The 26673-nt window shown below is 74.5% G+C and carries 26 protein-coding genes; 13 read left to right on the top strand and 13 right to left on the bottom strand.

The genetic code is table 11. From position 1 onward, the window contains the following. Window positions 1-1278 carry a serine--tRNA ligase gene (serS, locus tag ACOACO_RS03950; RefSeq protein WP_420294949.1) on the bottom strand — a complete coding sequence of 426 codons (1278 nt, stop codon included), beginning with the start codon at window positions 1276-1278 and terminating at the stop codon, window positions 1-3. Between the two features lie 173 nt (window positions 1279-1451). Between serS and ACOACO_RS03945 the strand changes: the two genes are divergently transcribed. Next, on the top strand, window positions 1452-3023 hold the full coding sequence (locus ACOACO_RS03945; RefSeq protein WP_420294948.1) for a diacylglycerol kinase family protein: 1572 nt from the start codon (window positions 1452-1454) through the stop codon (window positions 3021-3023). A gap of 67 nt (window positions 3024-3090) precedes the next feature. On the opposite strand, the gene ACOACO_RS03940 is transcribed toward ACOACO_RS03945, so the two are convergent. The 4 genes from ACOACO_RS03940 to ACOACO_RS03925 all read right to left on the bottom strand — a co-directional run bounded on the left by ACOACO_RS03940 (window position 3091) and on the right by ACOACO_RS03925 (window position 7330). After that, window positions 3091-3804: a GAF and ANTAR domain-containing protein gene (locus ACOACO_RS03940; RefSeq protein ID WP_420294947.1), complete on the bottom strand. Its 714-nt coding sequence runs from the start codon at window positions 3802-3804 to the stop codon at window positions 3091-3093. Window positions 3805-3958: 154 nt separating this feature from the next. Then, complete coding sequence (locus tag ACOACO_RS03935; protein WP_420294946.1) at window positions 3959-4348, bottom strand: DUF4446 family protein; 390 nt, start codon at window positions 4346-4348, stop codon at window positions 3959-3961. Between the two features lie 28 nt (window positions 4349-4376). After that, window positions 4377-6884 carry a hypothetical protein gene (locus tag ACOACO_RS03930; protein ID WP_420294945.1) on the bottom strand — a complete coding sequence of 836 codons (2508 nt, stop codon included), beginning with the start codon at window positions 6882-6884 and terminating at the stop codon, window positions 4377-4379. Beyond that, window positions 6881-7330 carry a hypothetical protein gene (locus tag ACOACO_RS03925; protein ID WP_420294944.1) on the bottom strand — a complete coding sequence of 150 codons (450 nt, stop codon included), beginning with the start codon at window positions 7328-7330 and terminating at the stop codon, window positions 6881-6883. The genes ACOACO_RS03930 and ACOACO_RS03925 overlap by 4 nt, the downstream gene beginning before the upstream one ends. 166 nt (window positions 7331-7496) lie before the next feature. On the opposite strand from ACOACO_RS03925, the gene ACOACO_RS03920 reads away from it, so the two are divergent. The 7 genes from ACOACO_RS03920 (at window position 7497) to ACOACO_RS03890 (ending at window position 13430) form a co-directional block, all read left to right on the top strand. Further along, the gene (locus ACOACO_RS03920) at window positions 7497-8774 is read left to right on the top strand and encodes an arginine deiminase (RefSeq protein WP_420294943.1); all 1278 of its coding nucleotides are present in this window, start codon (window positions 7497-7499) and stop codon (window positions 8772-8774) included. Between the two features lie 174 nt (window positions 8775-8948). Continuing rightward, a complete protein-coding gene (locus tag ACOACO_RS03915) occupies window positions 8949-9320 on the top strand; it encodes a cyclic nucleotide-binding domain-containing protein (RefSeq protein WP_420294942.1) in 372 nt (123 codons plus the stop codon). 14 nt (window positions 9321-9334) lie between these two features. Then, complete coding sequence (locus tag ACOACO_RS03910; protein ID WP_420294941.1) at window positions 9335-10618, top strand: adenylate/guanylate cyclase domain-containing protein; 1284 nt, start codon at window positions 9335-9337, stop codon at window positions 10616-10618. Between the two features lie 111 nt (window positions 10619-10729). After that, window positions 10730-11347: an AIM24 family protein gene (locus ACOACO_RS03905; RefSeq protein WP_420294940.1), complete on the top strand. Its 618-nt coding sequence runs from the start codon at window positions 10730-10732 to the stop codon at window positions 11345-11347. Window positions 11348-11357: 10 nt separating this feature from the next. Continuing rightward, window positions 11358-11999, top strand: coding sequence for an AIM24 family protein (locus ACOACO_RS03900; protein WP_420294939.1), 642 nt, complete (start codon window positions 11358-11360; stop codon window positions 11997-11999). After that, on the top strand, window positions 11999-12760 hold the full coding sequence (locus tag ACOACO_RS03895; RefSeq protein WP_420294938.1) for an AIM24 family protein: 762 nt from the start codon (window positions 11999-12001) through the stop codon (window positions 12758-12760). Before ACOACO_RS03900 ends, ACOACO_RS03895 begins: the two co-directional genes overlap by 1 nt. A 94-nt stretch (window positions 12761-12854) precedes the next feature. Further along, entirely contained in the window at window positions 12855-13430 is a 576-nt protein-coding gene (locus ACOACO_RS03890) for a TerD family protein (protein ID WP_277497697.1), read from the top strand. Window positions 13431-13726: 296 nt separating this feature from the next. On the opposite strand, the gene ACOACO_RS03885 is transcribed toward ACOACO_RS03890, so the two are convergent. Both ACOACO_RS03885 and ACOACO_RS03880 read right to left on the bottom strand, forming a co-directional pair. After that, entirely contained in the window at window positions 13727-14674 is a 948-nt protein-coding gene (locus ACOACO_RS03885) for a DUF5926 family protein (RefSeq protein ID WP_420294937.1), read from the bottom strand. Between the two features lie 54 nt (window positions 14675-14728). After that, window positions 14729-15517, bottom strand: coding sequence for a glycerophosphodiester phosphodiesterase (locus ACOACO_RS03880; protein WP_420294936.1), 789 nt, complete (start codon window positions 15515-15517; stop codon window positions 14729-14731). Between the two features lie 105 nt (window positions 15518-15622). Here ACOACO_RS03880 and ACOACO_RS03875 point away from each other — a divergent pair, with 105 nt between their 5' ends. Continuing rightward, window positions 15623-16654, top strand: coding sequence for a class I SAM-dependent methyltransferase (locus ACOACO_RS03875; protein WP_420294935.1), 1032 nt, complete (start codon window positions 15623-15625; stop codon window positions 16652-16654). Window positions 16655-16704: 50 nt separating this feature from the next. Here ACOACO_RS03875 and ACOACO_RS03870 read toward each other — a convergent pair whose 3' ends face one another. Next, window positions 16705-17907, bottom strand: coding sequence for an AAA family ATPase (locus ACOACO_RS03870; protein ID WP_420294934.1), 1203 nt, complete (start codon window positions 17905-17907; stop codon window positions 16705-16707). 108 nt (window positions 17908-18015) lie between these two features. On the opposite strand from ACOACO_RS03870, the gene ACOACO_RS03865 reads away from it, so the two are divergent. From ACOACO_RS03865 to ACOACO_RS03855, 3 genes are all read left to right on the top strand, one after another. Then, entirely contained in the window at window positions 18016-18882 is an 867-nt protein-coding gene (locus ACOACO_RS03865; protein ID WP_420294933.1) for an Fpg/Nei family DNA glycosylase, read from the top strand. A 63-nt stretch (window positions 18883-18945) separates the two neighbouring features. After that, complete coding sequence (locus tag ACOACO_RS03860) at window positions 18946-19281, top strand: rhodanese-like domain-containing protein (RefSeq protein ID WP_420294932.1); 336 nt, start codon at window positions 18946-18948, stop codon at window positions 19279-19281. 224 nt (window positions 19282-19505) lie between these two features. After that, a complete protein-coding gene (locus ACOACO_RS03855; RefSeq protein ID WP_420294931.1) occupies window positions 19506-20795 on the top strand; it encodes a DUF222 domain-containing protein in 1290 nt (429 codons plus the stop codon). Window positions 20796-21033: 238 nt separating this feature from the next. Here ACOACO_RS03855 and ACOACO_RS03850 read toward each other — a convergent pair whose 3' ends face one another. The 3 genes from ACOACO_RS03850 to ACOACO_RS03840 all read right to left on the bottom strand — a co-directional run bounded on the left by ACOACO_RS03850 (window position 21034) and on the right by ACOACO_RS03840 (window position 24415). Beyond that, window positions 21034-21660 (bottom strand): hypothetical protein, encoded by a 627-nt coding sequence (locus ACOACO_RS03850; protein ID WP_420294930.1) that lies wholly within the window; start codon window positions 21658-21660, stop codon window positions 21034-21036. 185 nt (window positions 21661-21845) lie between these two features. After that, window positions 21846-22847, bottom strand: a complete 1002-nt coding sequence (locus tag ACOACO_RS03845; protein WP_420294929.1) for an alpha/beta hydrolase — start codon at window positions 22845-22847, stop codon at window positions 21846-21848. Continuing rightward, complete coding sequence (locus tag ACOACO_RS03840) at window positions 22844-24415, bottom strand: flavin-containing monooxygenase (RefSeq protein ID WP_420294928.1); 1572 nt, start codon at window positions 24413-24415, stop codon at window positions 22844-22846. The genes ACOACO_RS03845 and ACOACO_RS03840 overlap by 4 nt, the downstream gene beginning before the upstream one ends. A gap of 94 nt (window positions 24416-24509) precedes the next feature. Here ACOACO_RS03840 and ACOACO_RS03835 point away from each other — a divergent pair, with 94 nt between their 5' ends. Next, window positions 24510-25526, top strand: coding sequence for an AraC family transcriptional regulator (locus ACOACO_RS03835; protein WP_420294927.1), 1017 nt, complete (start codon window positions 24510-24512; stop codon window positions 25524-25526). Window positions 25527-25528: 2 nt separating this feature from the next. On the opposite strand, the gene ACOACO_RS03830 is transcribed toward ACOACO_RS03835, so the two are convergent. After that, window positions 25529-26026 (bottom strand): hypothetical protein, encoded by a 498-nt coding sequence (locus ACOACO_RS03830; protein WP_420294926.1) that lies wholly within the window; start codon window positions 26024-26026, stop codon window positions 25529-25531. Window positions 26027-26135: 109 nt separating this feature from the next. Then, window positions 26136-26528: a hypothetical protein gene (locus ACOACO_RS03825; RefSeq protein ID WP_420294925.1), complete on the bottom strand. Its 393-nt coding sequence runs from the start codon at window positions 26526-26528 to the stop codon at window positions 26136-26138. Window positions 26529-26673 lie beyond the last annotated feature (145 nt).

Here is a 26673-nt window from a genome sequence, read left to right as displayed (position 1 = left end):
TCAGGCACCGACCGGCTCGAGCAGCTCGCGGCCGCCGAGGTACGGGCGGAGCGCGACCGGGACCCGGACGGAGCCGTCGGCCTGCTGGTGGGTCTCCAGGATCGCGACGATGGTGCGCGTCATGGCGCAGAGCGTGCCGTTGAGCGTCGCGACCGGCGCGGTGCCGTCGGGGAAGCGACCGCGGGTCTCGAGGCGGCGCGTCTGGAAGTCGGTGCAGTTCGACGTCGACGTCAGCTCGCGGTACTTGCCCTGCGTGGGGATCCAGGCCTCGCAGTCGAACTTGCGCTGCGCCGACAGCCCGAGGTCGCCCGCCGCCACGTCGATGACGCGGTAGGCCAGCTCCAGCTTGTCGAGGAAGTCCTTCTCCCACTGCAGGAGGCGCTGGTGCTCGGCGTAGGACTCCTCGATCGTCGTGTAGACGAACATCTCGACCTTGTCGAACCAGTGCACGCGGATGATGCCGCGCGTGTCCTTGCCGTGCGACCCGGCCTCCTTGCGGAAGCAGGGGCTGAACGCCGCGTAGCGCAGCGGCAGCGACGCCCCGTCGAGGATCTCCCCGGAGTGGTACGCCGCCATCGGCACCTCCGAGGTGCCGACCAGGTACAGGTCCTGGCCCTCGATCCGGTAGACGTCGTCGGCCGCCTGGCCGAGGAAGCCGGTGCCGGCCATCGCCTCGGGCTTCACGAGCGCGGGGGCGATCACCTCGGTGAAGCCGGTGGCGTGCGCCTGGTCCATCGCCATGTTCACCAGCGCGCGCTCCAGCTGCGCGCCGATGCCGGTGAGGAAGTAGAACCGCGACCCCGACACCTTCGCGCCCCGGTCGAGGTCGATGGCCCCCAGCATGCGGCCGAGCTCGACGTGGTCGCGCGGCTCGAAGCCCTCCGCCGCGAAGTCGCGCGGGGTGCCGACCGTCTCCAGCACGACGAAGTCGTCCTCGCCACCGGCGGGCGACTCCTCGGCTGCCGGGTTCGGGATGGAGAGCAGCGCCTCCTGCCACGCCGCCTCGGCCTCGGCCTGCGCCGCCTCGGCGGCCTTGACCTCGGCGGACAGCTCGCGGGTGCGGGCGAGCAGCTCCTGCTTCTCCTCCGGCGCCGCCTTCGGCACCAGCTTGCCGAGCTGCTTCTGCTCGGCCCGCTTCGCCTCGAACGTCGCGATGGCGGTGCGTCGCGCGCGGTCGGCGGCGAGGGCCTCGTCGACGACGGAGTCGGACAGCCCGCGCTTCGCCTGCGCGGCGCGGATCCGGTCGGGGTCGTCACGGAGGAGGCGGGGATCGATCATGGGGCGAGGCTATCGGGCCCGCCCGCCCGCGCGGCTCCGGAGCCCGCAGCAGGCATACTCTCCACGGCCCCCGTGCGCGCCGGTCCCCGCAGCGGGGAGGCCCGACGTACCCGCCCGGAAGCCCGCCCGGAAGCCCGCCCGACACCCGCCCGACACCCGCCCGAGGAGGCCCCGTGCTCGACCGTTCCCGCACCCTGCAGCTGGGTTGGGCACTCACGTGCTTCCTGCTGCTGGCGCTGGTCGGCACCCTGGCGGTCGGCGGGTGGGGACCGGTGGCGGAGCTCGACAACCGCGGCGAGGGCGCGCAGTCGTGGCGCACCGAGGTCGCCTGGCTGCGCGACGTGCTCGCCGCGGTCGAGGTGGTGTTCGGCACGGTCGGCCTGACGATCATGACCGCGGTGCTGGCGCTGCTGCTCGTGCGGGCGCACCGCCGGGCGGCGATCTACGTCGTCGTCGTCATGCTCGCCACCGCGTTGGCGACCACGGGCATCAAGCTCGCGGTCGGTCGCCCGCGGCCCGAGTGGCAGGACGTGGTCGGCACGCTGGGCTCGAACTCGTTCCCCTCGGGCCACGTCTCGGGCGTGACCGCGCTCGCCGGCGTCGGTCTGGTGCTCGCCGTCATGCTCGCCCGCCGGGCGGGGCTGCGGCGCCTGGTCGCCACGCTCGGCGTGCTCGCCGTCGTGGCCGTCGCCGCGGACCGGGTGCTGCTGGGCCGGCACTACCCCACCGACGTGCTCGGCGGTGCGCTGCTGGCGGCCGGGATGGTGCTGCTCGGCATGGTCGTCGTCTCGCCGCTGCCCCGCAGCACCGCCGGGAAGGTGGAGCCGCTGCCGGAGGTCTTCACCTCGACGCGGCGCCTCGCCGTCGTGCTCAACCCGATCAAGGTCGAGGACGAGGGCGCGTTCCGGGCCGTCGTGACCCGCCTGGCCGTGGAGTCGGGCTGGTCGGAGCCCACCTGGTACCTCACGACGATCGAGGACCCGGGCACCGGCATGGCCGAGCAGGCCGCCCTCGCGGGCGCCGACCTGGTGCTGGTGTGCGGCGGGGACGGCACCGTGCGCGAGGTCTGCGCCGAGCTGGCCGGCACGGGCATCCCCGTCGGGATCATCCCCGCCGGCACCGGGAACCTGCTGGCCCGCAACCTCGACATCCCGCTCTACCTGCGCTCCGCCATCGACGTCGGCCTCAACGGCCAGGACCGGGCCATCGACCTCGTCGCGGTCTCCGGTGACGGCATCGAGGACACCCACTTCATGGTGATGGCCGGCATGGGCTTCGACGCCGCGATCATGGAGGGCGTCAACGAGGACATCAAGAAGAAGGTCGGCTGGCTGGCCTACGTCATCTCCGGGCTGCGCTCGCTGATGTTCCCGGCGGTGCGCGTCGAGATCACCGTCGACGACGGGGAGCCGACCGTCCACCGCGCCCGCACCGTCGTCGTCGGCAACGTCGGCTCGCTGCAGGCCGGCATGCCGCTCCTGCCGAGCGCCGCGATCGACGACGGCCTGCTCGACGTGGTGCTGCTGCACCCCCAGCGCTTCGTGTCGTGGATCCCGCTCGCGCTGCGCATCCTGGCCAAGCTGTCGCGGATCGACGACACCATCAACCGGTTCACCGGGCAGCGCATCGTCGTGCGGGCCCACACCGACACGCCCCGCCAGCTCGACGGCGACTCCGTCGGGTCCGGGCGCGAGCTGCGGATGGAGTGCATCCACGGTCGCGTGCTCGTGCGCGTCCCCCGCTGAGCCCTGCTGGCGGGCCGGTGCTCGGGCCGCTGCTGGGCCGGTGCTGGGCCGCTGCTGCCCGGCCCCGTCAGTCGTCGGCGGGCGCGGGGGCGCCGAGCCCCTCGACCTGGCGCTCGCGCACGAGCTCCTCGGCGATGTCGAACAGCTTGCGGTTCTGCTCCTGCGACAGGCGCCGGAGCACCTCGAAGGCCACCGGCTCCTCGAGGTCGTAGCGCTCCATGACGATGCCGATGGCGGCACCGATGGTGGTGCGCCGGTTCATCGCCTCGAGCATCCGGTCGACGTTGCGGACCGCGGCCAGGGCCACGGCGCCGTGCGCCGCGATCGCCTGCGCGCTCTCGCGCTCCTCGTGGTCGAAGCCGCCGACCGCGTCGGAGTAGAGGGTCAGGACGCCGATCTGGTCGCGGTTCGTCCGCAGCCGCACGCTCAGCAGCGAGCGGGCCCCCACGGAGCGGACGACCTCGGCCGACCAGCGGGGCCAGCGGGTCTCGGCGGCGAGGTCGTAGGAGTGCACGAGCGACACCTCGCCGACGGCGTCCACGCACGGACCCTCCCCGAGGTCGCGCTGGAGGTCGTCGAGGACCTGCAGGCGGGGGTCCGTGACGGTCGAGGCGGTCGGTCCCTCGGCAGGCAGCGACGCCACGAGGCTCGCGCTGGTGCAGGACTCGACGAGGTCGACCGCCGCTGCCACGACGTGCTCCTGGATGGCGTCGACGCTGCGCAGGGAATCGAGCTCCCGGGCCAGCTCCGCCATCCGACGCCCCAGCTCGGAGACACGCACGTCGAGCACCTTCGTCTTCGTCCGCCGACCAGGGCAGGGTTCACCCTCGGCTGCCTGCTCAACCGCAGGGGGGAGTTTCCCAGCGACGCCCCGCCCAGGCAAATGCCCCGACCCCCCGACGGTCGTTCTCACCCGGACGGGTGGGGCGTTCGCCTCAGGGGCGGGCCGCCCCGATGGCCTCGAGCTCCTCGGGGGACAGCTGCTGCTCGCTCGTCCAGCCGGTCACCGTCTTCGCGTACGTGCGGGCCTCGCTGCGCCCGTGGATCGAGGTCACGACCGTGCCGTGGCCCTGGTCGTCCAGCAGCGCCAGGCTCCACGACAGGTGCCCGCCCATGTCGCCGTGCGCGTCGTACCGCACCACCGCGAGGTGGCGCAGCGCCCCGGCCCCCTCGGCCCGCAGCGCCGCCACCTCCTGCCGGAGGCCGAGCACGTCGGCCGGCACGCCCTCGACGGGCGCCGGGCGAGCGGTACGGCGCAGCGCCGCCACCGCCGTACCGAGGGCGGCGAGGGCGACGAGCAGGGCGAGGGCGGCGACGATCCACACGCCCGCGACCCTAGCCGCCGGAGGTCTCCTACTCGGCGAGGTAGAGACTCACGCCGAACCCCGGGTCGTCGACGTCGCCCGCCACTGCGGCGACCTCCACGTCGTACGTGCCGGGCACGGCGGCGAAGTCGCAGTACTCGTCCCCGTACTCCCCGACGCGGTCGCCCTCGCAGACCACGGTGCCCGCGGCATCCCGGACCACGACGGCGACGTCGCCGGACGTCTGGTGGTTCATCACGTTGAGCAGCACGGTCCCGGCCGCGGTCACCTCGATCGCGGCGGCGACCGTCGAGGCGCCGTCGGCGAAGGGCAGGTCGAGCCAACCCTCGTCGCTGCCGACGAGCGTCGCCTCGGCGACCTCGACGTCGTAGCCCGCGTCGGGTCGGTACTGCTCGGCGTCCGCCGGGCCCTCCTCGAAGGAGTCGGCCACCACCGTGACCCCCTCCTCGACAGCGAGGACCAGGTCGGCGTCGCAGCGGTCGGGTGCGCAGTACGTGATGGAGGCGGCCCCGGTGACGCTGTACCCGTACTCGGCCGCCGCGCCGTCGGTGAGGTCGACGAGGGCCAGCCCGTAGGTGCCGTGCTGCAGGGCGACCGGCTCGTCGTACCCGACGCTCGGCAGGGTGTCGTCGAGGTGCACCGCGACGGTGAGCTCCGCCGGCAGGTCGCCGCCGCCGAGCCACAGGTGCACCGTGTGGGCGCCGGTCTCCGTGACGAGGAGCGCGCCGGCCGCGGTCGTCGCGTCCTCGTCCCACACGCCCCAGGTGGCGGAGCGCTCGCCGTGCTCGGGCTCCTCGGAGCCCGGGGAGTAGAAGTCGAGGGTCTCGAGCGTGCGGTCGACGCCGACGGAGAGCACCTGGCCGGCGGTGGCCTCCACCTCGAGCAGCACGTGGCCGGTCCCGTCGACCGGCACCGCGGTCTCCCCGCCCGGGGTGACGGCGACCGGGTCGGTGACCGAGCGGGGGTCGACGAAGCCGTCGAGGAAGCCACCGAGACCGGCGTCGACCGCCCGCGTGGCGTAGCCGAGGAGGGTCGCGACCGGGTCGACCTGGTAGCCGCCGTCGACGGCGCGCACGTCGAGGACGAGCCCGTCGACCCCGAGGTCGTCGGCCGCCCACGCGGGCAGGCACGTCTCCTCCCCGCCGAGGGTCAGGCAGCCGCCGTCGACCACGAACGGACCCTCGAGGGCCTCGTGCCCGTCGTCGAGCGTGCCGTCCACGACGAGCCGGTCGACCCGCAGCCGCACGCGGTCGCCGTCCTCGGCGATGGTCGAGGTGGCCAGGTCGGTGACGGTCAGGTCCGCGACCACGCCCGCGTCGTCGAGGTCGGCCTGCAGCAGCGGCGCGAACGGGTGGAGCACCGCGGCCAGGTCGGCGGGCAGCGCCGCCAGCACGTCGGTGACCTCCCCGGAGGCCGGCGACTCGACGAGCACGCGCACTGCGTCCTCGGGCGTCTCGCCCACGACGCCCTCGGCGGCCAGCGCGTCGCCGTACCCGTCCAGGTCGGGCGGGTCCTGGCCCGACGAGCCGGCCACGAGGTCGGCGACGGTGCCGACGAGGCTGACGTGCCACCCGCCGTCCTGGCGCACCACCACGAAGCTCGGGTCCCCCGGGTCGGTCGCGATCCCGCCGTCCTCGCCGAACGCGAGGTCCTCGGCCGCGACCGTCCAGGTCAACGCGGTCCACAGGTCACGGATCGCGAGGTCGAGCGAGGGGCCGACCTCGCCGGCCACGGCCGTCTCCGTCGCCGGGGCGACGCCGGTGCCGTCCACCGCCGGGTCCTGGGCGTCCGTCCCCTCCTGCCCGTCGGGGTCCACCTCCTCGCTCACGACGGCGCCCGGCTCGCCCGACTCGTCCCACTCGATCGAGAGGTCGGACTCGAAGGCGCCGTCCCCCGGCGCGTAGGCGTACCAGCCGTGGTCGTCGTCGGAGGAGGCGGACGTCTCGCCCATCCCCGCGAAGGCGAACACGTCGAGCATCCCCAGCATCCCGGCGACCGGCAGGTCGTCGAGGTCGCCGCCGTCCTCGCGGGCGATGCGGTACGCCCCGTCGGTGACCCGCACGCGGTAGGCGTCGTCCCCGGCCTCGTCGGCCGCGAGCTCCAGGCCCTCCAGGGTCACCTCGAGCTCGGGGGAGGCCTCCCCGGTGTCGCCCTCGAGGCTCGTGAGCGCGTCCTCGAGGGCGGTGAGCAGCTCCTCCGCGCCGGCGGTCTCCGCGGGCACGACGGTGTCGAGCGCCGCGACGCCGTCCTCCGCCGCGAGGGCGGTGAGCAGCTGCTCGACGGCCTCGGCGGGTGTGGCCGCGCCGCTCGTGGGCGCGTCCGCCACCCGCACGAGCACGACGCCGAGCAGCCCGACCGCCGCGGCGGTGGAGGCGGCGACCAGCCACCCACGCCGACGGCCACCGCGCGACGGCTCGTCGAGGTCTCCCGGCGCCGCCGCGACGGCGACCTCGGCGGCCTCGGCGGCCTCGGCGTCCTCGGCATGCCGGCCCGGCGGGTGCGGCCGGGGCGGCAGGGGCGGCGGCTGGTGGGTCATCGGTTCTCCTTCCGGGGCGCGGCGAGCGCCTCGACGGTGAGGGCGGCGAGCGCGAGCAGCGCGCCGGCGGCGGCGGTGAGGGCGCCGGGCCCCGGCCGCGCGGACGCGGTGCCGAGGCCCGCGACGCGCACGAGCAGGACGGCGGTGAGGGCGACGGCCGCGAGGCCCGCGACCGCCCGCACCCGCCGTACGACGGGGTGGCCCACCCCCGCGGCCGCGAGCAGGACGGCGCCGAGCACGGGCAGGGCGAGGAGCGCGGCGACCTCGGGGGCCGGGACCGTCACGAGCCGGTCCGCGAGCGCGAGACCCAGCACGTCGGCGGGGGTGGACATCGACAGGGCACCGCGGCTGGTCCACGCCAGCAGCGCCTGCGCCAGCGCGGCGGCCCCGGCGAGCGCCCACGCGACGGGGGCGACGTGCACGAGGGGACTCGGCGACGACCGCACGACGTACCTCCCCCGGTCTGCTCCCGGGGGCCTCCGCCCCCACCGCGGAGGGTAGGTCCGCACGCGCGCCCTACGAGGCAGAACGCCCCGCGCCGACCCGCGGCGCGCCCACCGGTCCAGACCGGCCGCCCCGGTGCCGCCCCGGTGCCGCCCTAGGCTGGCGCGCATGAGCACGACGCCGAGCGCCGCCCCGTCCGCCGCACCGTCCGGCGCTCCCGCGTGGGGCGCCGACAGCGAGGTCGGCCGGCTGCGCACCGTGATGCTCCACCGCCCCGGCAACGAGCTGAAGCGCCTCACCCCGCGCAACAACGACAAGCTGCTCTTCGACGGCATCCCGTGGGTGGGCCGCGCCCAGGAGGAGCACGACGCCTTCGCGGAGGCGCTGCGGGCGCGCGACGTCGAGGTGCTCTACCTGACCGAGCTGCTCACCGAGACCCTCGCCAGCCCCGAGGCCCGCGAGCAGGCCATCACCTCGGTGCTGACGAGCCTCCACCTCGGCGACACGCTGCGCGCCTACCTCGCCGACGCGCTCGCCGACGCCAGCCCCGAGGAGCTGACGACCACCCTCACCGCCGGCATCCGCAACGACGAGGTGCGCGGCGGCCACGGCCTCGTCACCTCGCTGCTGGCGCCCGACGACTTCCTCGTCGACCCGCTGCCCAACCTCCTCTTCACCCGCGACTCCAGCGTGTGGGTGCGCGACCGGGTGGCCGTCACCAGCCTCGCGATGCCCGCCCGGGCCCGCGAGACGCAGCTGACCGAGCTGATCTACGGCCTGCACCCGCGGTTCGCGGGCACGCGGCGCATCCACGGCTGGCACAACGAGTACGTCGAGGGCGGCGACGTGCTGCTCCTCGCCCCGGGCGTCATCGCGGTCGGGGTCGGCGAGCGCTCCACCCCCGCGGGCGTCGAGCGCCTGGCCCGCCAGGCGTTCTTCGCGGGCCTCGCCCACACGGTGCTCGCCGTGCCGATCGCGCAGGAGCGGGCGACCATGCACCTCGACACCGTCTGCACGATGGTCGACGTCGACAAGGTCGTCATGTACCCCAACGTCGCGGACAGCCTGCGGGCGCACGCCGTCACGCTCGCCGGCGGGCCCGACGCGGCCGCCGGGGCCGCGGACGAGGCCGCGCTGGAGCTGCGGGTCGCGCCGCCCGAGCCGTTCCTCGTGGCCGCCGCGCGAGCGATGGGCATCGACGTGCTCCACCAGATCGACACCGGCCTCGACCCCGTGACCGCCGAGCGCGAGCAGTGGGACGACGGCAACAACACCCTGGCCCTGGCCCCCCGGGTGGCGGTGGCCTACGAGCGCAACGACGAGACCAACGCGCGGCTCGAGGCGGCCGGCATCGAGGTCGTCCGGATCGCCGGCTCCGAGCTGGGCTCGGGCCGCGGCGGGCCGCGCTGCATGAGCTGCCCGGTGCTGCGCGACCCGCTCGGCTGAGCTGACCCCCGGCGGTCGGCCGACCGGCCACCGGGACCGGACGCTGTGACCGAACACTGCTTTACACCGACCGTTCGCTCCGCGAAGATCCGGCGGAGTGCTCCGCGAGGATCCGGCGGAGGGAGCACGGACCGGCGCCGATCCTCGGCGCCGGCGAAAGCGAGAGGTAGCCGCATGTCTGTCTTCGACGCCCTGAGCCCGGCCGAGATCGAGAAGGTCAAGGCCGCCGGGACGACGCTCCCGCTGCCCGCGGGCTGGTCGCCCATCAGCGAGCGCACCGGCGCCGACAAGGCCTACGTCATCCTCGAGGGCGAGGTGTCCGTGCGGAAGAACGGCACGGAGATCGCGACGCTCGGCGCCGGCGACATCATGGGCGAGATGGCGATCATCAACCACACGCTGCGCAGCGCGACCGTCGTCGCCCTGACCCGCCTCAAGGTCGTGCACCTCTCCCCCGAGGCGATCGAGCGGCTGAGCACGTCGGTGCCCGCGTTCGGCGAGGCCGTCCGCGCCGCCGCGGCCGCCCGCGTCGGGGACGACGGCTGAGCGCACCCGGCCCCGTGCCCCCCGGCGAGGACGGCCCCCACACCCCCGAGGTCGCCGAGGTCTCCGATGTCTCCGAGGTCTCCGAGGACCCGGACGCCCCCGGCGTCCCCGACATCCGGGCCCAGGTGCGGGCGGTCGAGACCGGGCTGCTCGGGGGCGAGCCGCACCTCACCCGCCGCCAGGTGGCCGAGCGGGTGGGCGTGCCGCTGAGCCTCGCCGAGGAGCTGTGGCACCGCCTCGGCTTCCCGCACCACGCCGACGACGACGTCGCGTTCACCGACGCCGACGTCGAGGCCCTGTCGCTGGCCCGCGACCTCGTGATGCTGGGCATCCTCGACGCGGGCTCCCAGGCCGCGATGGTGCGCACCTGGGGCCGCAGCTTCGCCCGCCTCGCCGAGTGGCAGACCGACCTGCTGGCCCGTCTCGCGCTCTCCGCGGAGGACCCCGGGCAGCGGATCACCGAGCTCACCGACGAGGTGCTGCCGCGCCTGGAGGTGCTGCAGAGCTACGTCTGGCGCCGCCACCTCGTCAGCGCCGCCAACCGCATCCTCACCCCGACCGGCCCGGACCCGGACGCGACCCGCGCGGGCGACCCCACGGCGTACCTGGCCGTCGGGTTCGTCGACATCGTCGGGTACACCAGCCGCAGCCGCACGCTCTCGGAGCCGGAGTTCGTCACCTGGATCGAGTCGTTCGAGGACGTCGCGACCACCGAGGTGACCGACCGCGGGGGCCGGGTCATCAAGGCGATCGGCGACGAGATCCTCTACGTCACCGACGACCCCGTGCAGGCCGCCGAGGTGGCCCTGGCGCTCACCGCCCGCGGCGCCGACGCCGACGACCCGTTCCCCGAGGTGCGGGCCGGCCTCGCGTACGGCGAGGTGGTCATCCGCCTCGGCGACGTCTACGGCAGCACCGTCAACATCGCCGCCCGCCTCACCTCCATCGCCCGGCCCGGCACCGTCGTGGTCGACAGCGGCCTGCAGGAGGTGCTGACCAGCCTCGCCGCGGCGGCCGACGATCCTGACGACCCTGACCACGACGACCCGGACGACCCCGACGAGGGCCACGAGGACCACGACGGCTCCCGGGACGCCGGGCGCGACGACGTGCTCCGCCTCGCCGCGCAGCTGACCGACGAGGCCCGCCACCGCGCGCAGGAGGCGCTCGCGCTGCTGACGGGCGAGGCCGCGCCGGCCCACCTCCCCTACCGCTTCCGCCGGATCCGCCGCGCCACCCTCAAGGGGTTTCCCGGGGTGCGCGGTCGGGTACTGCGCAGGGCCGAGCCCGGACGCTAGGCTCGCGGCGGCCTCGAGGCCGAGCGGGTCGTGCGGCGGGTGCGGTGACGTGCGTCGAGACGGGCCCCCCGGGGTCGTGAGAGCCAGGGCTCCTGGCGGCAGGAGGGACGAATGGCCCAGCTGGTGGCCCAGAAGCGGGTGCTTCTCGCGGACCTCGCGGGCGACTCGATCCGGGCGATGTCCGGCTCGATGGTCGCCTACCAGGGCCAGGTCGAGTTCAAGAGCGCCGGCATGGGCGGGGGCGGCGGCTTCCGGGCCGCGATCCGCCAGCGCGTCGCCGGCGAGTCGATCTCCCTCATGGAGTGCACCGGCCACGGCCGGGTCCACCTCGCCTACCAGGCGCAGGACGTGACGGTCATCGGCGTGCAGAACGACACCGTGACGGTGGAGTCGGAGCACGTCCTGGCGGTGACCCGCGACCTGCAGCTCGACGTGCAGTTCGCCGGGCTGCGCGGCATGACGACCGGCCAGGGCCTCGCGACCACCAGGATCAGCGGCTCCGGCCAGCTCGCCATCGTCTCCGACGGGCCGCTCATCGGGCTCGAGGTCGCGCCGGGCCGGCCGGTCGTCGTCGACCCGGACGCGTACGTCGCGGGGCTGGGCCAGCTGCAGATGTCGCTGGTCTCCGGGGTCACGTGGCGCTCGCTCGTCGGCGAGGGCGGCGGCGAGCCGTTCTCGCTGCGGTTCGAGGGCCACGGCCGCGTCTACATCCAGCCGGCCGAGCGCTGAGGGGGGCGTCGTGACGTACGAGCAGGTCAACTCCAAGGTCGTGCGGGTGCCGGTGACGCAGGCGCGTCCCGTGCTGGCCCGCCGCGGCTCGATGCTGGGCTACTCCGGCCAGGTCTCCTTCCGCCCCGTCGCGGGGCAGGGCCAGGGCGTGCGGTCGATGGTCGGCGCCGCGCTGGCGGGCGAGTCGACCAAGATGATGGTCACCGAGGGCGACGGGTCGGTGCTCTACGGCTTCCGGGGCCTCTACACCACCGTGGTGCAGCTGACGGGCGACTCGATGGTGGTGGAGGCCGACCGCCTCCTCGTCCACGACGCCCACCTGCAGACCGGCATCGAGATGGTGGGCCAGGGCGGGGTGCGGCAGATGGCCCGCGGCGCCGTGACCGGCCAGGGCCTCTTCACCACGCGCGTGTCCGGCCAGGGCACGGTCGTGCTGCTCTCCCACGGCGGCACCTTCCCGATCCAGCTCAACGGCGACACCGTCGGTGTCGACCCGCAGGCGTACGTCGCGCACACCGGCGCCCTGCAGGTCGAGCTCAAGCAGTCCCTCGGCATGCGGGACCTCATCGGCCGCGGCTCGGGCGAGGCGTTCCAGCTCCACGTCTCGGGCCACGGCGTCGTGCACGTGCAGGCCTCGGAGGAGAAGTTCTGATGATCGACGGACTCGGCACCGCGTCGTTCGACGCCCACAGCCTCCCGGTGGACGACAACGTCAACCCCTACGCGTTCTCCATCGCCCTGGCGGGCGAGTGGTTCGTGGCGAAGGGCGCGATGATCGCCTACTACGGCAACGTCGACTTCGCCGGCGTCAGCCAGTACGCGTCGCGGGCCAGCTGGGTCGCCGCGCGCTTCTCCTCCCCGATGTACGCCGACGAGTGGGTCGTCGCGAACGGTCAGGGCAAGGTGGTGGTCGCCGACCGCGGCCACGACGTGAACTCCTACGACCTCGAGGACGGCAACCTCACCATCAAGCAGGCCAACCTGCTGGGGTTCGCGCCGACGCTGGAGCTGAAGCAGTCGATCGTGCCGGGGTTCGTCACCCTCATCGGCACCGGCAAGTTCCTCGCCTCCTCCAACGGGCCCGTGATCTTCGTCGAGCCGCCGTTCCGCGCCGACCCGGAGGCGCTGCTCGGCTGGTCCGACTGCCCGTCGCCCAGCCAGCACTACGACCACCACTGGATGGCGCAGTCGTTCATGGCCGGGATGCAGGGGATGCTCGGGCGGGAGTCCGGCGAGGAGCGCCAGTACGACTTCACCGGCGCCGGCACGATCCTGCTGCAGAGCTCCGAGAAGCTCGTCGTCGACGCGGCCCTACTGCGCACGGTGGAGAGCCACACGAACCTGCTCGACGCGCAGTCGGCCGGCGCGCTCGGGCAGCGGTTGATCGCCCGCTCCCAGCAGGGCGGGCGCTGAACGGGGCACTTCCGTGCCCACCGGTCCGTTAGAACTGGCACAAGGGAGACCCGGGTCGACCGACCCGGGTCACGCAAACGCGAAGGGAACCGCAATGGGAGTCTCGCTCAGCAAGGGCGGCAACGTCTCACTGTCGAAGGAGGCCCCCGGCCTCACCGCCATCGACATCGGTCTCGGCTGGGACGTCAACACGTTCTCCGGCGCCGACTTCGACCTGGACGCCTCGGCCATCCTGGTCGGCTCCAACGGCAAGGTCGTCTCCGACCAGCACTTCATCTTCTTCAACAACCTCGCCTCCCCCGACGGCTCCGTGAACCACGCCGGCGACAACACCACCGGCCAGGGCGAGGGCGACGACGAGGTCATCAAGGCCAACCTCGCCTCGGTCCCCGCCGAGATCGAGCGCATCGTCGTCGCGGTGTCGATCTACGACGCCGAGGGCCGCAGCCAGAACTTCGGCGCCGTGCGCAACGCGTTCATCCGCGTGGTGAACCAGGCCAACGGCTCCGAGATCGCCCGCTACGACCTCACCGAGGACGCCTCCGTCGAGACCGCCATGGTCTTCGGCGAGGTCTACCGCAACGGCGCCGAGTGGAAGTTCAAGGCCGTCGGCCAGGGCTACGCCTCGGGCCTGCGCGGCATCGCGTCGGACTTCGGCGTCAACGTCTGACCCTGCGCCACCGGCGCACGAGGAGCACCCCCGGCGCGGCGTCCGCCGTACCGGGTCAGGAGCCGGCGATCCCACCCACGTGGTCGGGGTCGTCGGCTCCTGCGTCGGGGGGCCGACACGGGCCCGTCCCGGAAATGTAGAAGTCCGGCCGCTGCTGACGGGGGATACAGCAACGACCGGACGTAGGAGAATCTACTGACCTCGGGGCGCCGAGGCAACTTCCGCGCGCAACGTTCCGCATGCCGGTCCAGACGTGTCGGGACCGCACGGGACGCCGGGAATCGGTCGGTCCCCGCTCAGCGAATGGTGACCTGGCGGCCCGCGAGGGCCGAGCGCACGGACCGCTGCTCGGTGGTCAGCGGGGTGCTCTCCGCGAGGGCGTCGTCGAGCCGCGCGGCGAACGCGGTGGCCGCCTCCTCGAGCACGTCGGCGCCCGTGCCCGACGGCAGGTCCCACACCGGCGTCAGCAGGCCGTGGGCCCGGAACATGCCGACGAGGCGCGAGCCCTCGGCGACCTCGTCGGCGCCCGCGGCGTGCAGCCGGGCGAGGGCGTCGAGCAGCTCGTCCTCCGGCTGGGGCATGGCCCAGCGCAGGTGCTCCTTGGTGCGCACGTCGGTCCAGTACGCCGCCGTCACGCTCTCCAGGCGCCGCGTGGGCGTCATCTGGGCGTCGGCCTGCTCGGCGGCGGCCGCGACGGCGCCCGACTCGTCGTCGACCACGTCGGCCCAGTAGCCGAACGTCGGGTGCACCGTGATGTCGAGCGGACCGTCGGCCAGCAGGTCCTGCAGCCGCGGGCCCTCCCCCGGGTCGCTCGTGAGCCCCACCGTGCCCGAGTCGCCGGCCTCCGCGTAGGCGAGCGCGTCGGTCAGCACCGCGCCGAGGTCGCGCGAGGGGTCGCCGAAGCCGTGGAGCACCTGCAGGGCGAGCACGACGCGGCCGTCGGCCCCGACGTACGCCGGTGCGGCCCCGGGCAGCAGGGTGGCGAGGAGCACCTCGCGGTCGCCGCCGTCACGCAGCGTCAGCGGGGCGGTCGCGGCCGGGACGAGCTCGCGCAGGGCGACGAGGTCGCACTCGGAGGCGAGGCCCTCGAAGGGGCGGCGCACGAACACCGGCGGCGGGCCGTCGGGCGAGCCGTGGCAGGCCTTGTAGCGCCGGCCCGAGCCGCAGGGGCAGGGCTGTCGGGGCCCGACCTCGCCGGGGGTCGTCTGCTGGTCGCGGGCCTTGGTGCGGGAGCGTTTCGCCATGCGGGCCACCCTAGGACGTGGGTCACGACGGGGCCGCCGGCGGGCGCCGCACCGTCACGCCGGTGCCGCGTCCACCATCTCCCGCAGCGCGCCGGGCCGGTCGGTGATGACGGCGTGCGCGCCGATGTGGCGGCACAGGTCGAGCTGGGCGCGGTCGTTCACGGTCCACACGTGCACCTCGTGCGGCCCCAGGGCCAGGCGCTCGGCGAGGCCGGGGTGCTCGCTGAGCTCGTCGATGCCGGGGCCCACGCCCCAGTCGGTGCCGATCATCCGGCGCAGCGCGGGCCAGTAGTGGGCCTGCTCGAAGAGCTGGACGACGCGCAGGTCGGGGGCGAGCCGGCGTACCCGCTGCAGGGCGGTGTGGGAGAAGCTCAGGACCCGGACGGGGGCGTCCGCGCCGTCCCAGCCGAAGTCGCGCAGCAGCTCGACGAGGCGGCGCTCCACGAGCCCGCCGTACCGGGTCGGGTGCTTCGTCTCGATGGCGAGCTCGACGGGGCGGGGGTGCTCGGCGGCCACCTCCATCAGCCGGCGCAGGGTGAGGACGCCGTGCTCGGCGGGGTCGAGGTCGGGCGCCTCGTCGTCGAGGGCGGCCCAGGGCCGGTGGCGGGCGAGGACGTCGAGCTGGTCGAGGTCCGCGAGCTCCATCGTGGAGACGATGCCCGGCCGGCGGCCCACGCGCGGCAGGAACCGGTCGTGGACGCAGACCAGGTGGCCGTCGGCGGTGAGCCGGACGTCGCACTCCAGGCCGTCCGCCCCCGCGTCGAGGGCGGCGACGAAGGCGCCGAGGGTGTGCTCGGCGGCCACGTCCGTGGCACCCCGGTGGGCGACGACCAACGGCCTCATGCCGCCATTGTTCACCCGGCGGGTCGGCGCGGGGTGTGTCGTCCGCCGCACACCGGCGCCCGCGGTCGCTAGTGTCGGCTCCCAGCGACCACACGAGGGGGGCCCATGTCGGGAGCAGGCACGACGTCCGTCGAGCAACGCGTGAACCGGTACGTCGAGGAGGGCCTGGGCGCCGTCACGGGCTGGTTCGAGACCGAGTCCGCGGAGGTGATCGCGTCGCTGCTGCGCCACCAGATCGCCGCCGGGACGCGGGGCGACGTGGCCGAGATCGGCGTGCACCACGGCAAGTCGTTCCTGCTGCTCGCCAACGGCGTCCGCCCCGACGAGCGGGCCGTGGCCCTCGACGTGTTCGACGACCAGCACCTCAACGTCGACCAGTCCGGCAAGGGCGACCGCGCCGTCTTCGAGCGCAACGTGGCCGCGTGGGCCGACCCGGACCGCGTCGTCGTCCTGCAGGGCTCGAGCACCGACGTCGCGCCCGACCGGGCGACCGACACGTTCGGCCACGTGCGCCTGTTCTCCATCGACGGCGGTCACACCAGCGGCATCACCTGCCACGACCTGCGGCTGGCCGAGGCGTGCCTGGTCGACGACGGCGTCGTGGTGCTCGACGACATCTTCAACCCGGCCTGGCTGGGCGTGCTGTCGGGCCTGCGCGACTACCTCGCCACCAGCAGCGCGCTGCGCCCGTTCGCGGTCTCGGCCAACAAGCTCTACCTGGCGCGGCCGGACGCGACCGCCGCGCTGGTGGCGCACCTGCGCGAGGACATGGCCGACCTGCTCGGCAAGCCGGAGGTCGAGTTCTTCGGCGCGCTCGTCGACGTCTACGGGATGGGCTCGCCGCGCCGTCGCCGCGCCGTCGCCGAGGCGGCCGCCCGCCAGCGTGACGACTCGGCGCAGGCCGAGCAGCTGCGCAGCGACCTGCAGGAGACCCGGGGCCGCCTGGCCGCCGCGCAGCGCGAGTCGGAGGAGACCCGGCGCGCGTTGGAGGAGGCGCGTCGCGCCCTCGTGGCGAGCCGGCAGGCGGCGGTCGACGCGCAGCGCCGCGTCGACGCGATGACGGGCTCGACCTCGTGGCGCGTCACCGCGCCCGTGCGGGCCGCCGGCGGCTGGGTGAAGGCGCGGCGCAAGGGCTGAGGGACGCCGTACCCCGCGGGTCTCCCGGTGGGGGTACGCCGCGCCCGCCCTCAGGCGTCGCGGCCGCGGAGGAACCGCGCGAAGTGCGGGACCGTGAAGGCGATCTGGCCGCGCTCGGCGGAGTAGACGAGGCCCTTCTTGATGAGGCCGTCGCGGGCGGGGCTGAGCGACTGGGGCTTGCGGCCGAGGTGCCGCGCGATGTCGGCGGTGGCGACGGGGCCGTCGCCGGTCTCGAGCGCGAGGTCCGCCATGGCGACCATGTAGTCACGCTCGGCGGGCGTGGCGCGCTCGTAGCGCACGCCGAAGAACCCGCGCCCCAGCTCGGCCTCCGCCTCCGGGGCGGCGGCGTGCACGTCGGCGAGGCGCACCGGGTCGGCGACGGCGGCGTCCCAGGTGACCTTGCCGTAGGCCTGCACGAAGTAGGGGTAGCCGTCGGTGAGGCGGTAGAGCTCGTCGAGCGCCTCGGGCTCGAAGGTGACGCCCTCCCCCGCCGCCGGGACGGTCCAGGCACGCTCGGCCATCGCGCGCGGCAGGCGGTCGACCTCGACGTACGCGAAGAGGCGCTCCGCGTAGGACCGCGACGCCGCGAGGGCGGCCGGCAGGTGCGGCAGGCCCGCGCCGACCACGACGAGGGGCGCGCCCTGCTGGCTGATCTCGTGGCAGGCGCCGCAGAGCGCGGTGAGCTCGGGCAGCGGCACGTCCTGCATCTCGTCGAGGAACAGGCCGATGCCGACCCCGAGGTCGCGGGCCAGCGCGGCGACGTCGGTGAACAGCTCCAGCAGGTCGAGCTCGAGGTCGCCGGAGTCGGCGCGGCCCTTCGTGGCCGGCACGTCGGCGAGGTGGGCCCCGGGCACCCAGCGGCTGCCGGCGCGGTCGCCGCGGCCGGTGGCCAGCGCGAACGACTTGAGCACGCCCGCGACGTCGTCGACCCGGTCGGGGTCGCGGTGGCGGTGGGCGACCTCGCGCACCGCGGCGTGGACGGCCTGGGCGACCTGCAGCCGGATGCTGACCTCGGGCCGGGCCTCGATCTTGCCGGTGCCCCAGGCGCGGTTGACCGCGGCGGAGCGCAGGGCGTTGAGCAGGACCGTCTTGCCGACGCCGCGCAGGCCGAAGAGCACCATGCTGCGCTCGGGGCGGCCGGCGGCGACCCGCTCGAGGGTGACCTCGAACTGCTCCAGCTGCCGGTCGCGGCCGGCGAGCTCGGGCGGCCGCTGGCCGGCGCCGGGGGCGTAGGGGTTGCGCACCGGGTCCATGGCGAGGAACGTATCGGGGCGTCTAGGCGGATCCGTAGAGACGCGCCGGGGTGAGCGGTCGGCCGCGATCCGGCGTACGACGTGGGGTGCGGCACTAGTCTCGTCGGCATGCCCGAGCTGCCCGAGGTGGAGGCGCTGGCGCTCGACCTGAGCAGCCGGCTCGAGGGGCGCGCGGTCGCGACCGTGCACCTCGCCGCGTTCAGCGCCCTCAAGACGTTCGACCCGCCGCTCAGCGCCCTCGACGGCTCCTTCGTGGAGGGCGTGTCGCGGCACGGGAAGTTCCTCGACATCGGCGTCGGCGGGCTGCACCTGGTGCTGCACCTCGCCCGCGCGGGGTGGGTGCGGTGGCGCGACGAGGTGCCGAGCATCCCGCCGCGGCCCAGCGCGAAGTCGACGCTCGCGGCGCGCATCGTGCTCGACGACGACTCGGGTCTCGACGTGACCGAGGCCGGGACCCGGAAGAGCCTCGCGATGTACGTCGTGCGCGAGGTCGCCGACGTCCCCGGCATCGCCCGGCTCGGGCCCGACCCGTTGTCGGCCGAGTTCACGCGGGACTCGCTGGCGGACATCCTCACCGCGGCCGGGCGGGCGCAGGTCAAGGGCGTGCTGCGCGACCAGTCGACGATCGCGGGCATCGGCAACGCCTACTCCGACGAGCTGCTCCACGCCGCGCGGCTCTCACCGTTCAAGCCCGCGAACAGCCTGACGCCCGAGCAGGTCGACGAGCTGTTCGCCGCGATCGACGCGGTCGTGGGCGACGCGGTGCGCCGCTCCCGCGGCCTCGCCGCCAGCGAGCTCAAGGGCGAGAAGAAGTCGAACCTGTCGGTCCACGGCCGCACCGGCGAGAAGTGCCCCGTCTGCGGGGACGTCGTGCGCGAGGTGTCGTTCGCGGACTCGAGCCTGCAGTACTGCCCCACCTGCCAGACCGGCGGCAAGCCGCTCGCCGACCGGCGGATGTCGAAGCTGCTGAAGTAGCCCCCGACCCCGCGGGGGCACCTGCGGACCGGCCGGGTGGCCCGCGGGTCGTACCGTTGCCGCATGGTCTCCATCCCCACCGTCGGCATCGACGGCGTGCCCCACCCGCTGCCCGAGGGCCTGCCCGTCCTGGACGTGCGCGAGCCCGCCGAGTGGGCGGCCGGGCACATCGACGGCGCGCTGCACATCCCGCTGAGCGAGCTGCCCGCACGGCTCGACGAGGTGCCCACCGAGCAGACGCTCGTCGTGTGCAAGGTGGGCGGCCGCTCCTCGCAGGCCGTGGCGTGGCTGACGCAGCAGGGCCGCGACGTCGTGAACCTCGACGGCGGCATGCTCGACTGGGAGGCCGCCGGCCGCCCCATGGTCGCCGAGGGCGACGCCCCGCCGTACGTGGCGTGAGGTGAGGTGCCGGCCCGCCCCGGGTGGGCCGCTGGCGCGGTGTTGAGGTGGCCGCGCCTGCGGCGTCGGTCCGGTGGTTGAGGTGGCCGCGCTAGCGGCCCTCGAAACCACGTCCGTCACGCCGGCGGTCAGGCGCCAGATCCGCCCTGACCTGCGGAAACTCGACCTGTGGAGAACCGCCGCTGGCGGCCAGGAATGTCGGTGGCCGCTGGTGTGATGGACCCATGACCGAGACCGCGCTGCACCCCATCACCGGGGTCGCCGCGCGTCTGCACGAGGACCTCGACGACGGCTTCGACGCCGGTCTCCTGACCCTCGGCCCGATTGAGACCGGTGCGGCGCTCGTGGAGCTGGAGCGGGCGGCGAACCGTCTCGCCGCGCTGCAGTCGCGGCTGCTGGCCCACGCCACGGAGGTGCGCGTCGAGGACGAGACCGGCGCCCCGTCGACCGCGGCGTGGTTCGCGAACGCCGCCCAGGTGACGCGGGCCGAGGCCCACCGCCGGGTCCGCACCGCGGTCGCTGTCAGCGAGCGGTACGACGCGCTCGTCGCCGCCTGTGTCTCCGGCGAGGTGTCGCCCGGCCAGGCCGAGGTGGTCGTGCGTGCCCTGGACGATCTCGATGACGGACCGCCAGAGTCGGTCGACCCCGAGGTGCTCGCCGACGCGGAACGAGCCCTTGTCGGGTTCGCCGCCGAGCACGACGCCAGGGGCCTGCGGGTGCTGGGGCGCCGGATCCTCGACATCGTGGCTCCCGCGATCGGTGAGGCCCGGGAGGCCGAGCTGCTCGCGAAGGAGGAACGAGAGGCGGCTGCGGGGGTCCGGCTGACGATGCGCGAGGACGGGCACGGGTGCGTGCACGGGAAGTTCTCGGTGCCGGAGATGCACGGCGCGATGCTGACGAAGATGCTCGACGCCATCGCTTCGCCCCGCCGCGACCACCTCCGCGACCACCCTGCTGCTGACGCTGCTGACGCTGCTGACGCCGCCGACGCCGCCGACGTCCGGCCGGTGTGGCAGCGGCGCGGCCAGGCGTTCGTCGAGCTGATCGAGCGGATGCGCGACGCCGACCTCCCCGATGCGGCCGGTGCAGGCGCGACCGTCGTGGTGACGATGCAGCTCGACACCTTCACCGGCGGCCTGGCCGCGGCGTCGCTGGACACCGGTCACCGCCTCTCGCCCGGCGAGGCCCGGCGCCTCGCCTGCGGCGCGGACCTGGTCCCGGCGGTGCTCGGCACGAAGAGCGAGGTGCTCGACCTCGGCCGTTCCGCCCGGTTCCACAACAAGCCCCAGCGCATCGCCTTGATCCTGCGCGACGGAGGTTGCACCGCTGAGGGTTGCGACGCCCCGCCGCAGCGCTGCGAGGCCCACCACGACGACCCCTGGTCACGCGGGGGGAGGACCTCGGTGGCCCGTGGACGACTGCTCTGCTGGCGCCACCACCGTGTGGCCCACGACCCGACGTACCTCGCCGAGAGCCTCGGCACCGGCAAGCTCAGGTTCACCCGGCGGATCTGATGAGACCCCGTCCCTGCTCGCACGATCGTGGTTTCGAGGGCCGCTGGCGCGGCCACCTCAACCACCGGACACGCGGGGCCACCTCAACCACCGCCCCCCCCGCACGGCCACCTCAACCACCGGACCCCCGCGCGGCCAGCTCAGCCACCGCACCAGCGCGGCCACCCGGCTTCGGCGGTGGTTGAGGTGGGTTGCTCTGGCAACCCCTCGAAACCATGCTCGGTGCCGGACCACCGCCTCAGCGGTCGGGCTCGTCCTGCACGTCCCAGGCGATGCGGGGGTAGAAGAGCCTGTCGAGGTCCTCGAGGGTCCCGCTCCACGAGATGCCGCACACCGACGTGACGGTCAGCAGCTCGTCGACTCCGCGGACGCCCACCACGGTCACCGTGCCGTGGGCGGGCACGGCCAGCTCGCGCGTACCCACCCGGACGCTGACGACGTCGTCACGCAGCCGGAGGACGTCGGAGCGCAACCGCCCCATGGTGGAGTTGCCGTGCGGCGCGCAGATCGGCGCGAACGGTGAACCGCCCAGGCTCGGTCGGGTCGCGGGATCGGACAACCGGGGTCCCGGCCCGCTGCCCGCGCCCCAGCCACCGGGGCTGCTGTGCCCCTCCGGGTCAACGGTGAAGTCGACCGTCATCAGGGACACCTCGTCATCGACGACCACCTCCGCCGCCACGCAGCCCGTCGCGGCGAGGTCGCGGCCCTCGAAGCCCGCTCCTTGGAGACCGGGCCCGTCGTACCGGTCTTTCGCCAGCAGCGCCACGTCCGCCGGGAGGTCGTCGACGACCGACTCGTCGCCGTCGAACCAGCGCGGCGCGAGATCCCAGGCGACCAGGTCGAAGAGCGGATGGATGGGGGGCACGAGGGTCAGTGTGCCCGGCGACCCGGGAACGTGGGCGTGGTTTCGAGGGCCGCTGGCTCGGCCACCTCAACCACCGGCGTGCCCGCGCTACGTCCCCATTCGTGGTGGCAGCGCCAGACATTCCGTGGCGCTGCTACCACGAACCGCGACCGGCGACCGGCGACCGGCGCGCGGTGGGTGACGGGTCAGGCGGGGGTGCGGGTCGCCGTACCGAGGCCGTGGCGGCGCAGCCAGGCGTCGACGCGGTCGTAGGCCACGCGGCGGGGCTCGGCCAGCGACAGGAAGATGTCGTGGCGGGCGTCGGGGATCGGGACGACGGTCGTCTCGTTGCCGAGGCACCCGGCCCAGCGGGCGATCTGGCGGACGTCGAGCACGGTGTCGGCGCGGTCGCTGGCGTCGGTGTAGCGCCGCGAGTAGTGCGTCTTGTCCGAGCGCAGCACCAGCGACGGCACCCCGACGTCGAGGCCCCGGTGGAGCCGGGCGTGGCCGCGGCGTACCGCGTTGAGCCAGCCCACCGTGATGGGGAAGGCGTCGATGGGCTTGAGCTCGAGGTCGAAGTCCCACTCGCCGGTGCCGGTGGTGTGGAGCGTGGAGCCGTAGACGCTGCCGGGCAGGTCGAGGGCCCGGAACGGACGCACCTGCGCGACCGCCCGCAGCGCCCACGTCACCGGACCGCGCATCCGCGGCTTGCCCTGCAGGTCGAACCACGGGCTGTTGAGCACCAGCCCGGCCACGGGGTCGAGCCGGCCTGCGCGACGCCGCCGGTCGAGCCACAGCGGCGTGATGAGCCCGCCGGTCGAGTGCGCGAGCACGACGACCGGGAGGTCCGGGTACGCCTGCGCCACGAGGTCGAGCGTTCGGTCGAGCTCCGCGTCGTACTGCTCGAGGGTGGACGCGTAGTGCGCGGTCTGCCCGGGCCGCCGGGAGCGGCCGCACTTGCGCAGGTCGAGCCCGTAGAAGGCGAGGCCGCGCTCGGCGAAGAAGTCCGCCAGCTCGGTCTGGAAGAAGTAGTCCGCGAAGCCGTGCACGTAGATCACGGCGCCCACGACCTGCTCCTCGGGCCGCACCACGCGCCGCACGACGACGGACGCGATCTCGCCCTCGCCGTCGGGGTCGGCGCCCAGCTCGATGGTGTGGCGCTCGTAGCCGTCGCCCAGCAGGTCCGGCTCCCACGTCACCGCGCTCACGCCCCGACCTCCACGAGCTCGCCCTGCTCGCCCGCGTCGGCACCCGCGCCGGCACCCGCGCCGCCAGCACCCGCACCCGCCCCGGTCACCGGCGCCAGCGTCCGGTCGAGGTCGGTGCGCAGGGTGGTCAGCGAGTCGAGCACGTAGTTCTGCCGCACCTGCCACGGCCGGCGGTCGCCCTGGCGGGGGAACGCGCCGATCGAGCGCTGCACGTAGCCCGCGGCCAGGTCGAGCAGCGGCTGCGGCTCCAGGTCGCCGTCGGGGCGCGGCGCCACGGCGGCGTGCCCGCGGCGGTCCATCCAGCCCAGCACCTTGCACACGAGGCGGTGCGTGAGGTCGGCGCGCAGCGTCCACGACGCGTTGGTGTAGCCGATGCAGACCGCGAAGTTCGGCACGCCCGTGATCATCGCGCCGTTCCACACGAACTGCTCCGACAGCTCCACCCGCTCGCCGTCGACGTGCGGCTCGATGCCGCCGAACGCCAGCAGCCGCAGCCCGGTCGCGGTCACGATGACGTCCGCCTCCAGCACCTCCCCGGAGCGCAGCAGCACGCCCTCGGGCACGAACCGCTCGACGTGGTCGGTCACCACGTCGGCGTCGCCCGCCTTGATCGCCCGGAACAGGTCGCCGGACGGGATGGCGCACAGGCGCTGGTCCCACGGGTCGTACGGCGGGGTGAAGTGGTCGGCGACCAGCCGCGGGTCGCCGAGCACCTTGGTGGCCATGCCGGTGAGCAGCTTCCGCGCGGTCTCCGGGCGCCGGCGGCAGAACTGGTAGAACGCCGTGCTGAACGCGATGTTCTTGGCGCGCACGACGTGGTGCGCCATCGCCTCGGGCAGCACCGCCTTGATGCGGTCGGCCTTCTTGTCACGGCTCGGTACGGCGCTGATCCACGTCGGCGTGCGCTGCAGCATCGTCACGTGCGCGGCGGCGCAGTCGCCCTTGAGCATCGACGGCACGAGCGTCACCGCGGTCGCACCGGAGCCGATGACGACGACGCGCTTGCCGCTGAAGTCGAGGTCCTCGGGCCAGAACTGCGGGTGCACGACCTGCCCGGCGAAGTCCTCCTGGCCGACGAACTCGGGCGAGTGCGGGTCGTCGTAGTCGTAGTAGCCCGCACACGAGTAGAGGAACCGGCACGTCGTGGTGCGGCGCTCGCCGGTGCGCGGGTCCTCGACGCTCAGCGTCCACAGCCCGGCCGCGGTGTCGAAGTCGGCCCCGACGACCTTGCTCGAGTAGCGCACGCGCTCGGCGAGCCCGAACTCCTCCGCGGTCTCGCGGATGTAGTCGAGGATCGACTCCCCGTCGGCCAGCGAGCGGCCGTCGCGCCACGGCTTGAAGGAGTAGCCGAGCGTGTACATGTCCGAGTCCGAGCGCACGCCGGGGTAGCGGAACAGGTCCCACGTGCCGCCCATCCGCTCGCGGCCCTCCAGCACGACGTACGACAGCTCGGGGCGCTCGGTGCTCAGGCGGTACGCCGCGCCCACCCCGGACAGCCCGGCACCCACGACGACGACGTCGACGTGCTCGGTCACGGGGTCCGCGGCGGGGGTGGGGGAAGTGCTCATCCCCCGATGATGACGGGCCCGACGACGCCGTTCTTGACCCGGCGCGACATAGTCTTGCCCCAACGCGACACGAGTACGACGGGAGGCGGCCACCGTGGGCCACATCCGCTCCGCCTGCCTGCGCGGCCTGCGCGCGACCGTGGCCGAGCTGGGCGGCGACGCCGAGGCGCTCGCCCGCAGCGCCGGCGTACCGGTCGAGGCGCTCGACAGCGACGACCTGCTCATCGACGAGCGGGCGGCGGCGACCGTGCTCGAGCTGGCCGCCGCGACCCTCGGCTGCCCCGACCTCGGCCTGCGGATCGCGTCGCGGCAGGACATCACGATGCTGGGCTCGCTGGCCGTCGCGATCCAGCACTCGCCGACGCTGGGCGACGCGCTGGAGTGCACGTCGCGCTACCTCTTCGTGCACAGCCGGTCGCTGTCGCTGGGCGTCGGCCCGGACCCGCACGGCGAGCGCGGCGTGGCGGCGCTGCTCTACGGCCCGGCCGACGCGTCGGGACCGGTGCAGGGCACCGACAGCGGGCTGGGGTTCCTCCACCGCACGATCACCTACCTGCACGGCGGGCCCTACGGGCTGCGCAGCGTCGAGCTGCCCTACCGCCCGGCCGCGCCGCTCGCCGTCCACGAGGCGTTCTACGGCACCGTCGTGCGCGCCGAGCGCAACGTGCCCGCCGCCGTGCTGCGCGTGCCCACCCACCTGATGCACCACGCCATGGGCGCGGTGAACGAGAACCTGCGGCGGCTCGCGCTCGCCTTCCTCGCCGAGCAGGCGCCCGTGGTGGTCTCCGAGGTCACGCCGCGGGTGCGCGCGGCCGTGCAGGAGTCGCTGGGCACCGGGCCCGTCGAGGTGCCCGCCGTGGCCGCGCTGCTGGCGCTGCACCCGCGCACGCTGCAGCGCCGGCTCGAGGCCGAGGGCACGACGTTCGGCGCCGTGGTCGACGACGTGCGCCGCCGCACCGCCCGCCGGCTGCTCACCACCACCGACCTGTCGATCGGCCAGGTGGCGCACCTCGTCGGGTTCGCCGAGCAGTCCGCGCTGTCCCGAGCGGCCCGCCGCTGGTGGGGCGCGTCGCCCCGCGCGGTGCGCCGGGGCGCGCCGACGCCGGCCTGAGGTCAGCCCAGCGGCTCGAGCGTGGTCGGCGGGTCGGTGAGCTGGGGGCACCGCTCGAGGTAGGTGGAGTACGCCTCGAGCTGGGCGACCTGCTCCGGGGAGTACGCCGGCTGCTCCAGCTCCGCGGCCACCGCGTCGGGCGGCACCGACGCGGCGTACTCGCGCAGCAGCTGCAGGCCCGCGGCCGCGTCGCCCGTCAGGTCCTCGGGCTGGGCCCGCTCGCCGATCGTGCGTGCCCACAGGCGCAGGTCGTCGCCGGACTCCATGAACTTCACGAGACCCGCCGCGAGGCAGAACTCCTCGAGCACCTGCTCGGGGCCGGGCGTCGCGGCCCCGTCCGTCGCGCTCTGGCCGGCGTCCGGCGCCGCGGCCGACGACGTCGCGCCGCCCGTCGGCTCCGCCTCGTCCTCACCGCCGCAGCCCGCCAGCGCCACGGCGGCCACCAGGGCCACGGCCGGCAGCAGGCGGCCGGGGCGGGCACGGCGTCGCAGGGAGGTCACGGTCGCCGATCCTCGCACGGAGGGGCAACCGGGCAGGGGGCCTCGCGCCTCCCGGACGCGCACGAGGGCGACGGTGGCCGGAGCCACCGCCGCCCTCGTGGAGCGGGCGTCAGGAGGCGCAGGTCTCCGTGTAGTACGTGCCCAGGGCCTCGCCGGCGTCGGCGTCGTCACCCTCGCCGAAGGGGTCCTGGACCTCGTCCTCGACCTCCTCGACGGTCTTGCCGTCGGCGTCGTTGAGGGCCTCGAGCAGGCTCTCGTAGCCCTCGCGGGCGTCGTCGGGGATGTCCTCGGGCGTGCCGGTGCTCTCGAGCTCGTCGATCGCGTCGCCGAGGTCGACCTCGTCGTCGGCCTCGAGCTCGGCCTGGTCGCCCAGCGACGACATCGCCGAGTCGAAGGACGAGCAGAAGTCCTCCTCGCTCGCGTCGGTCGGGGCGCCACCGCCGCACGCGGACAGCGTGCCGCCGGCCAGGACCAGCGCGGCGATGGAAAGAACTCGCTTCATCAGAAGAAACTCCTCGGGTCTCGGGTGCCACCGGACGTCCTCGACGAGGCCTTCGACCCGGCGACCGCGGGCACCCTGCCCATGCGCCCGGGCGGCAAAACCCTGCCGCTCAGGTTCCTCTCAGCGCCGCCGCGGCGGACGGGGC

The organism is Nocardioides sp. CPCC 205120, from assembly GCF_048654585.1.
In the GTDB taxonomy this organism is placed as follows: domain Bacteria; phylum Actinomycetota; class Actinomycetes; order Propionibacteriales; family Nocardioidaceae; genus Nocardioides.
The sequence above is the reverse complement of the archived record's forward strand: the minus strand, read 5'-3'. Positions and strand labels throughout refer to the sequence as shown.

Coding starts and splice junctions, on each gene's coding strand:
- serS (WP_420294949.1), bottom strand. CDS start 1,278: ATGATCGATCCCCGCCTCCTCCGTGACGACCCCGACCGGATCCGCGCC.
- ACOACO_RS03930 (WP_420294945.1), bottom strand. CDS start 6,884: ATGACCCACCAGCCGCCGCCCCTGCCGCCCCGGCCGCACCCGCCGGGC.
- ACOACO_RS03920 (WP_420294943.1), top strand. CDS start 7,497: ATGAGCACGACGCCGAGCGCCGCCCCGTCCGCCGCACCGTCCGGCGCT.
- ACOACO_RS03915 (WP_420294942.1), top strand. CDS start 8,949: ATGTCTGTCTTCGACGCCCTGAGCCCGGCCGAGATCGAGAAGGTCAAG.
- ACOACO_RS03905 (WP_420294940.1), top strand. CDS start 10,730: ATGGCCCAGCTGGTGGCCCAGAAGCGGGTGCTTCTCGCGGACCTCGCG.
- ACOACO_RS03895 (WP_420294938.1), top strand. CDS start 11,999: ATGATCGACGGACTCGGCACCGCGTCGTTCGACGCCCACAGCCTCCCG.
- ACOACO_RS03890 (WP_277497697.1), top strand. CDS start 12,855: ATGGGAGTCTCGCTCAGCAAGGGCGGCAACGTCTCACTGTCGAAGGAG.
- ACOACO_RS03885 (WP_420294937.1), bottom strand. CDS start 14,674: ATGGCGAAACGCTCCCGCACCAAGGCCCGCGACCAGCAGACGACCCCC.
- ACOACO_RS03880 (WP_420294936.1), bottom strand. CDS start 15,517: ATGAGGCCGTTGGTCGTCGCCCACCGGGGTGCCACGGACGTGGCCGCC.
- ACOACO_RS03875 (WP_420294935.1), top strand. CDS start 15,623: ATGTCGGGAGCAGGCACGACGTCCGTCGAGCAACGCGTGAACCGGTAC.
- ACOACO_RS03870 (WP_420294934.1), bottom strand. CDS start 17,907: ATGGACCCGGTGCGCAACCCCTACGCCCCCGGCGCCGGCCAGCGGCCG.
- ACOACO_RS03865 (WP_420294933.1), top strand. CDS start 18,016: ATGCCCGAGCTGCCCGAGGTGGAGGCGCTGGCGCTCGACCTGAGCAGC.
- ACOACO_RS03860 (WP_420294932.1), top strand. CDS start 18,946: ATGGTCTCCATCCCCACCGTCGGCATCGACGGCGTGCCCCACCCGCTG.
- ACOACO_RS03855 (WP_420294931.1), top strand. CDS start 19,506: ATGACCGAGACCGCGCTGCACCCCATCACCGGGGTCGCCGCGCGTCTG.
- ACOACO_RS03840 (WP_420294928.1), bottom strand. CDS start 24,415: ATGAGCACTTCCCCCACCCCCGCCGCGGACCCCGTGACCGAGCACGTC.
- ACOACO_RS03825 (WP_420294925.1), bottom strand. CDS start 26,528: ATGAAGCGAGTTCTTTCCATCGCCGCGCTGGTCCTGGCCGGCGGCACG.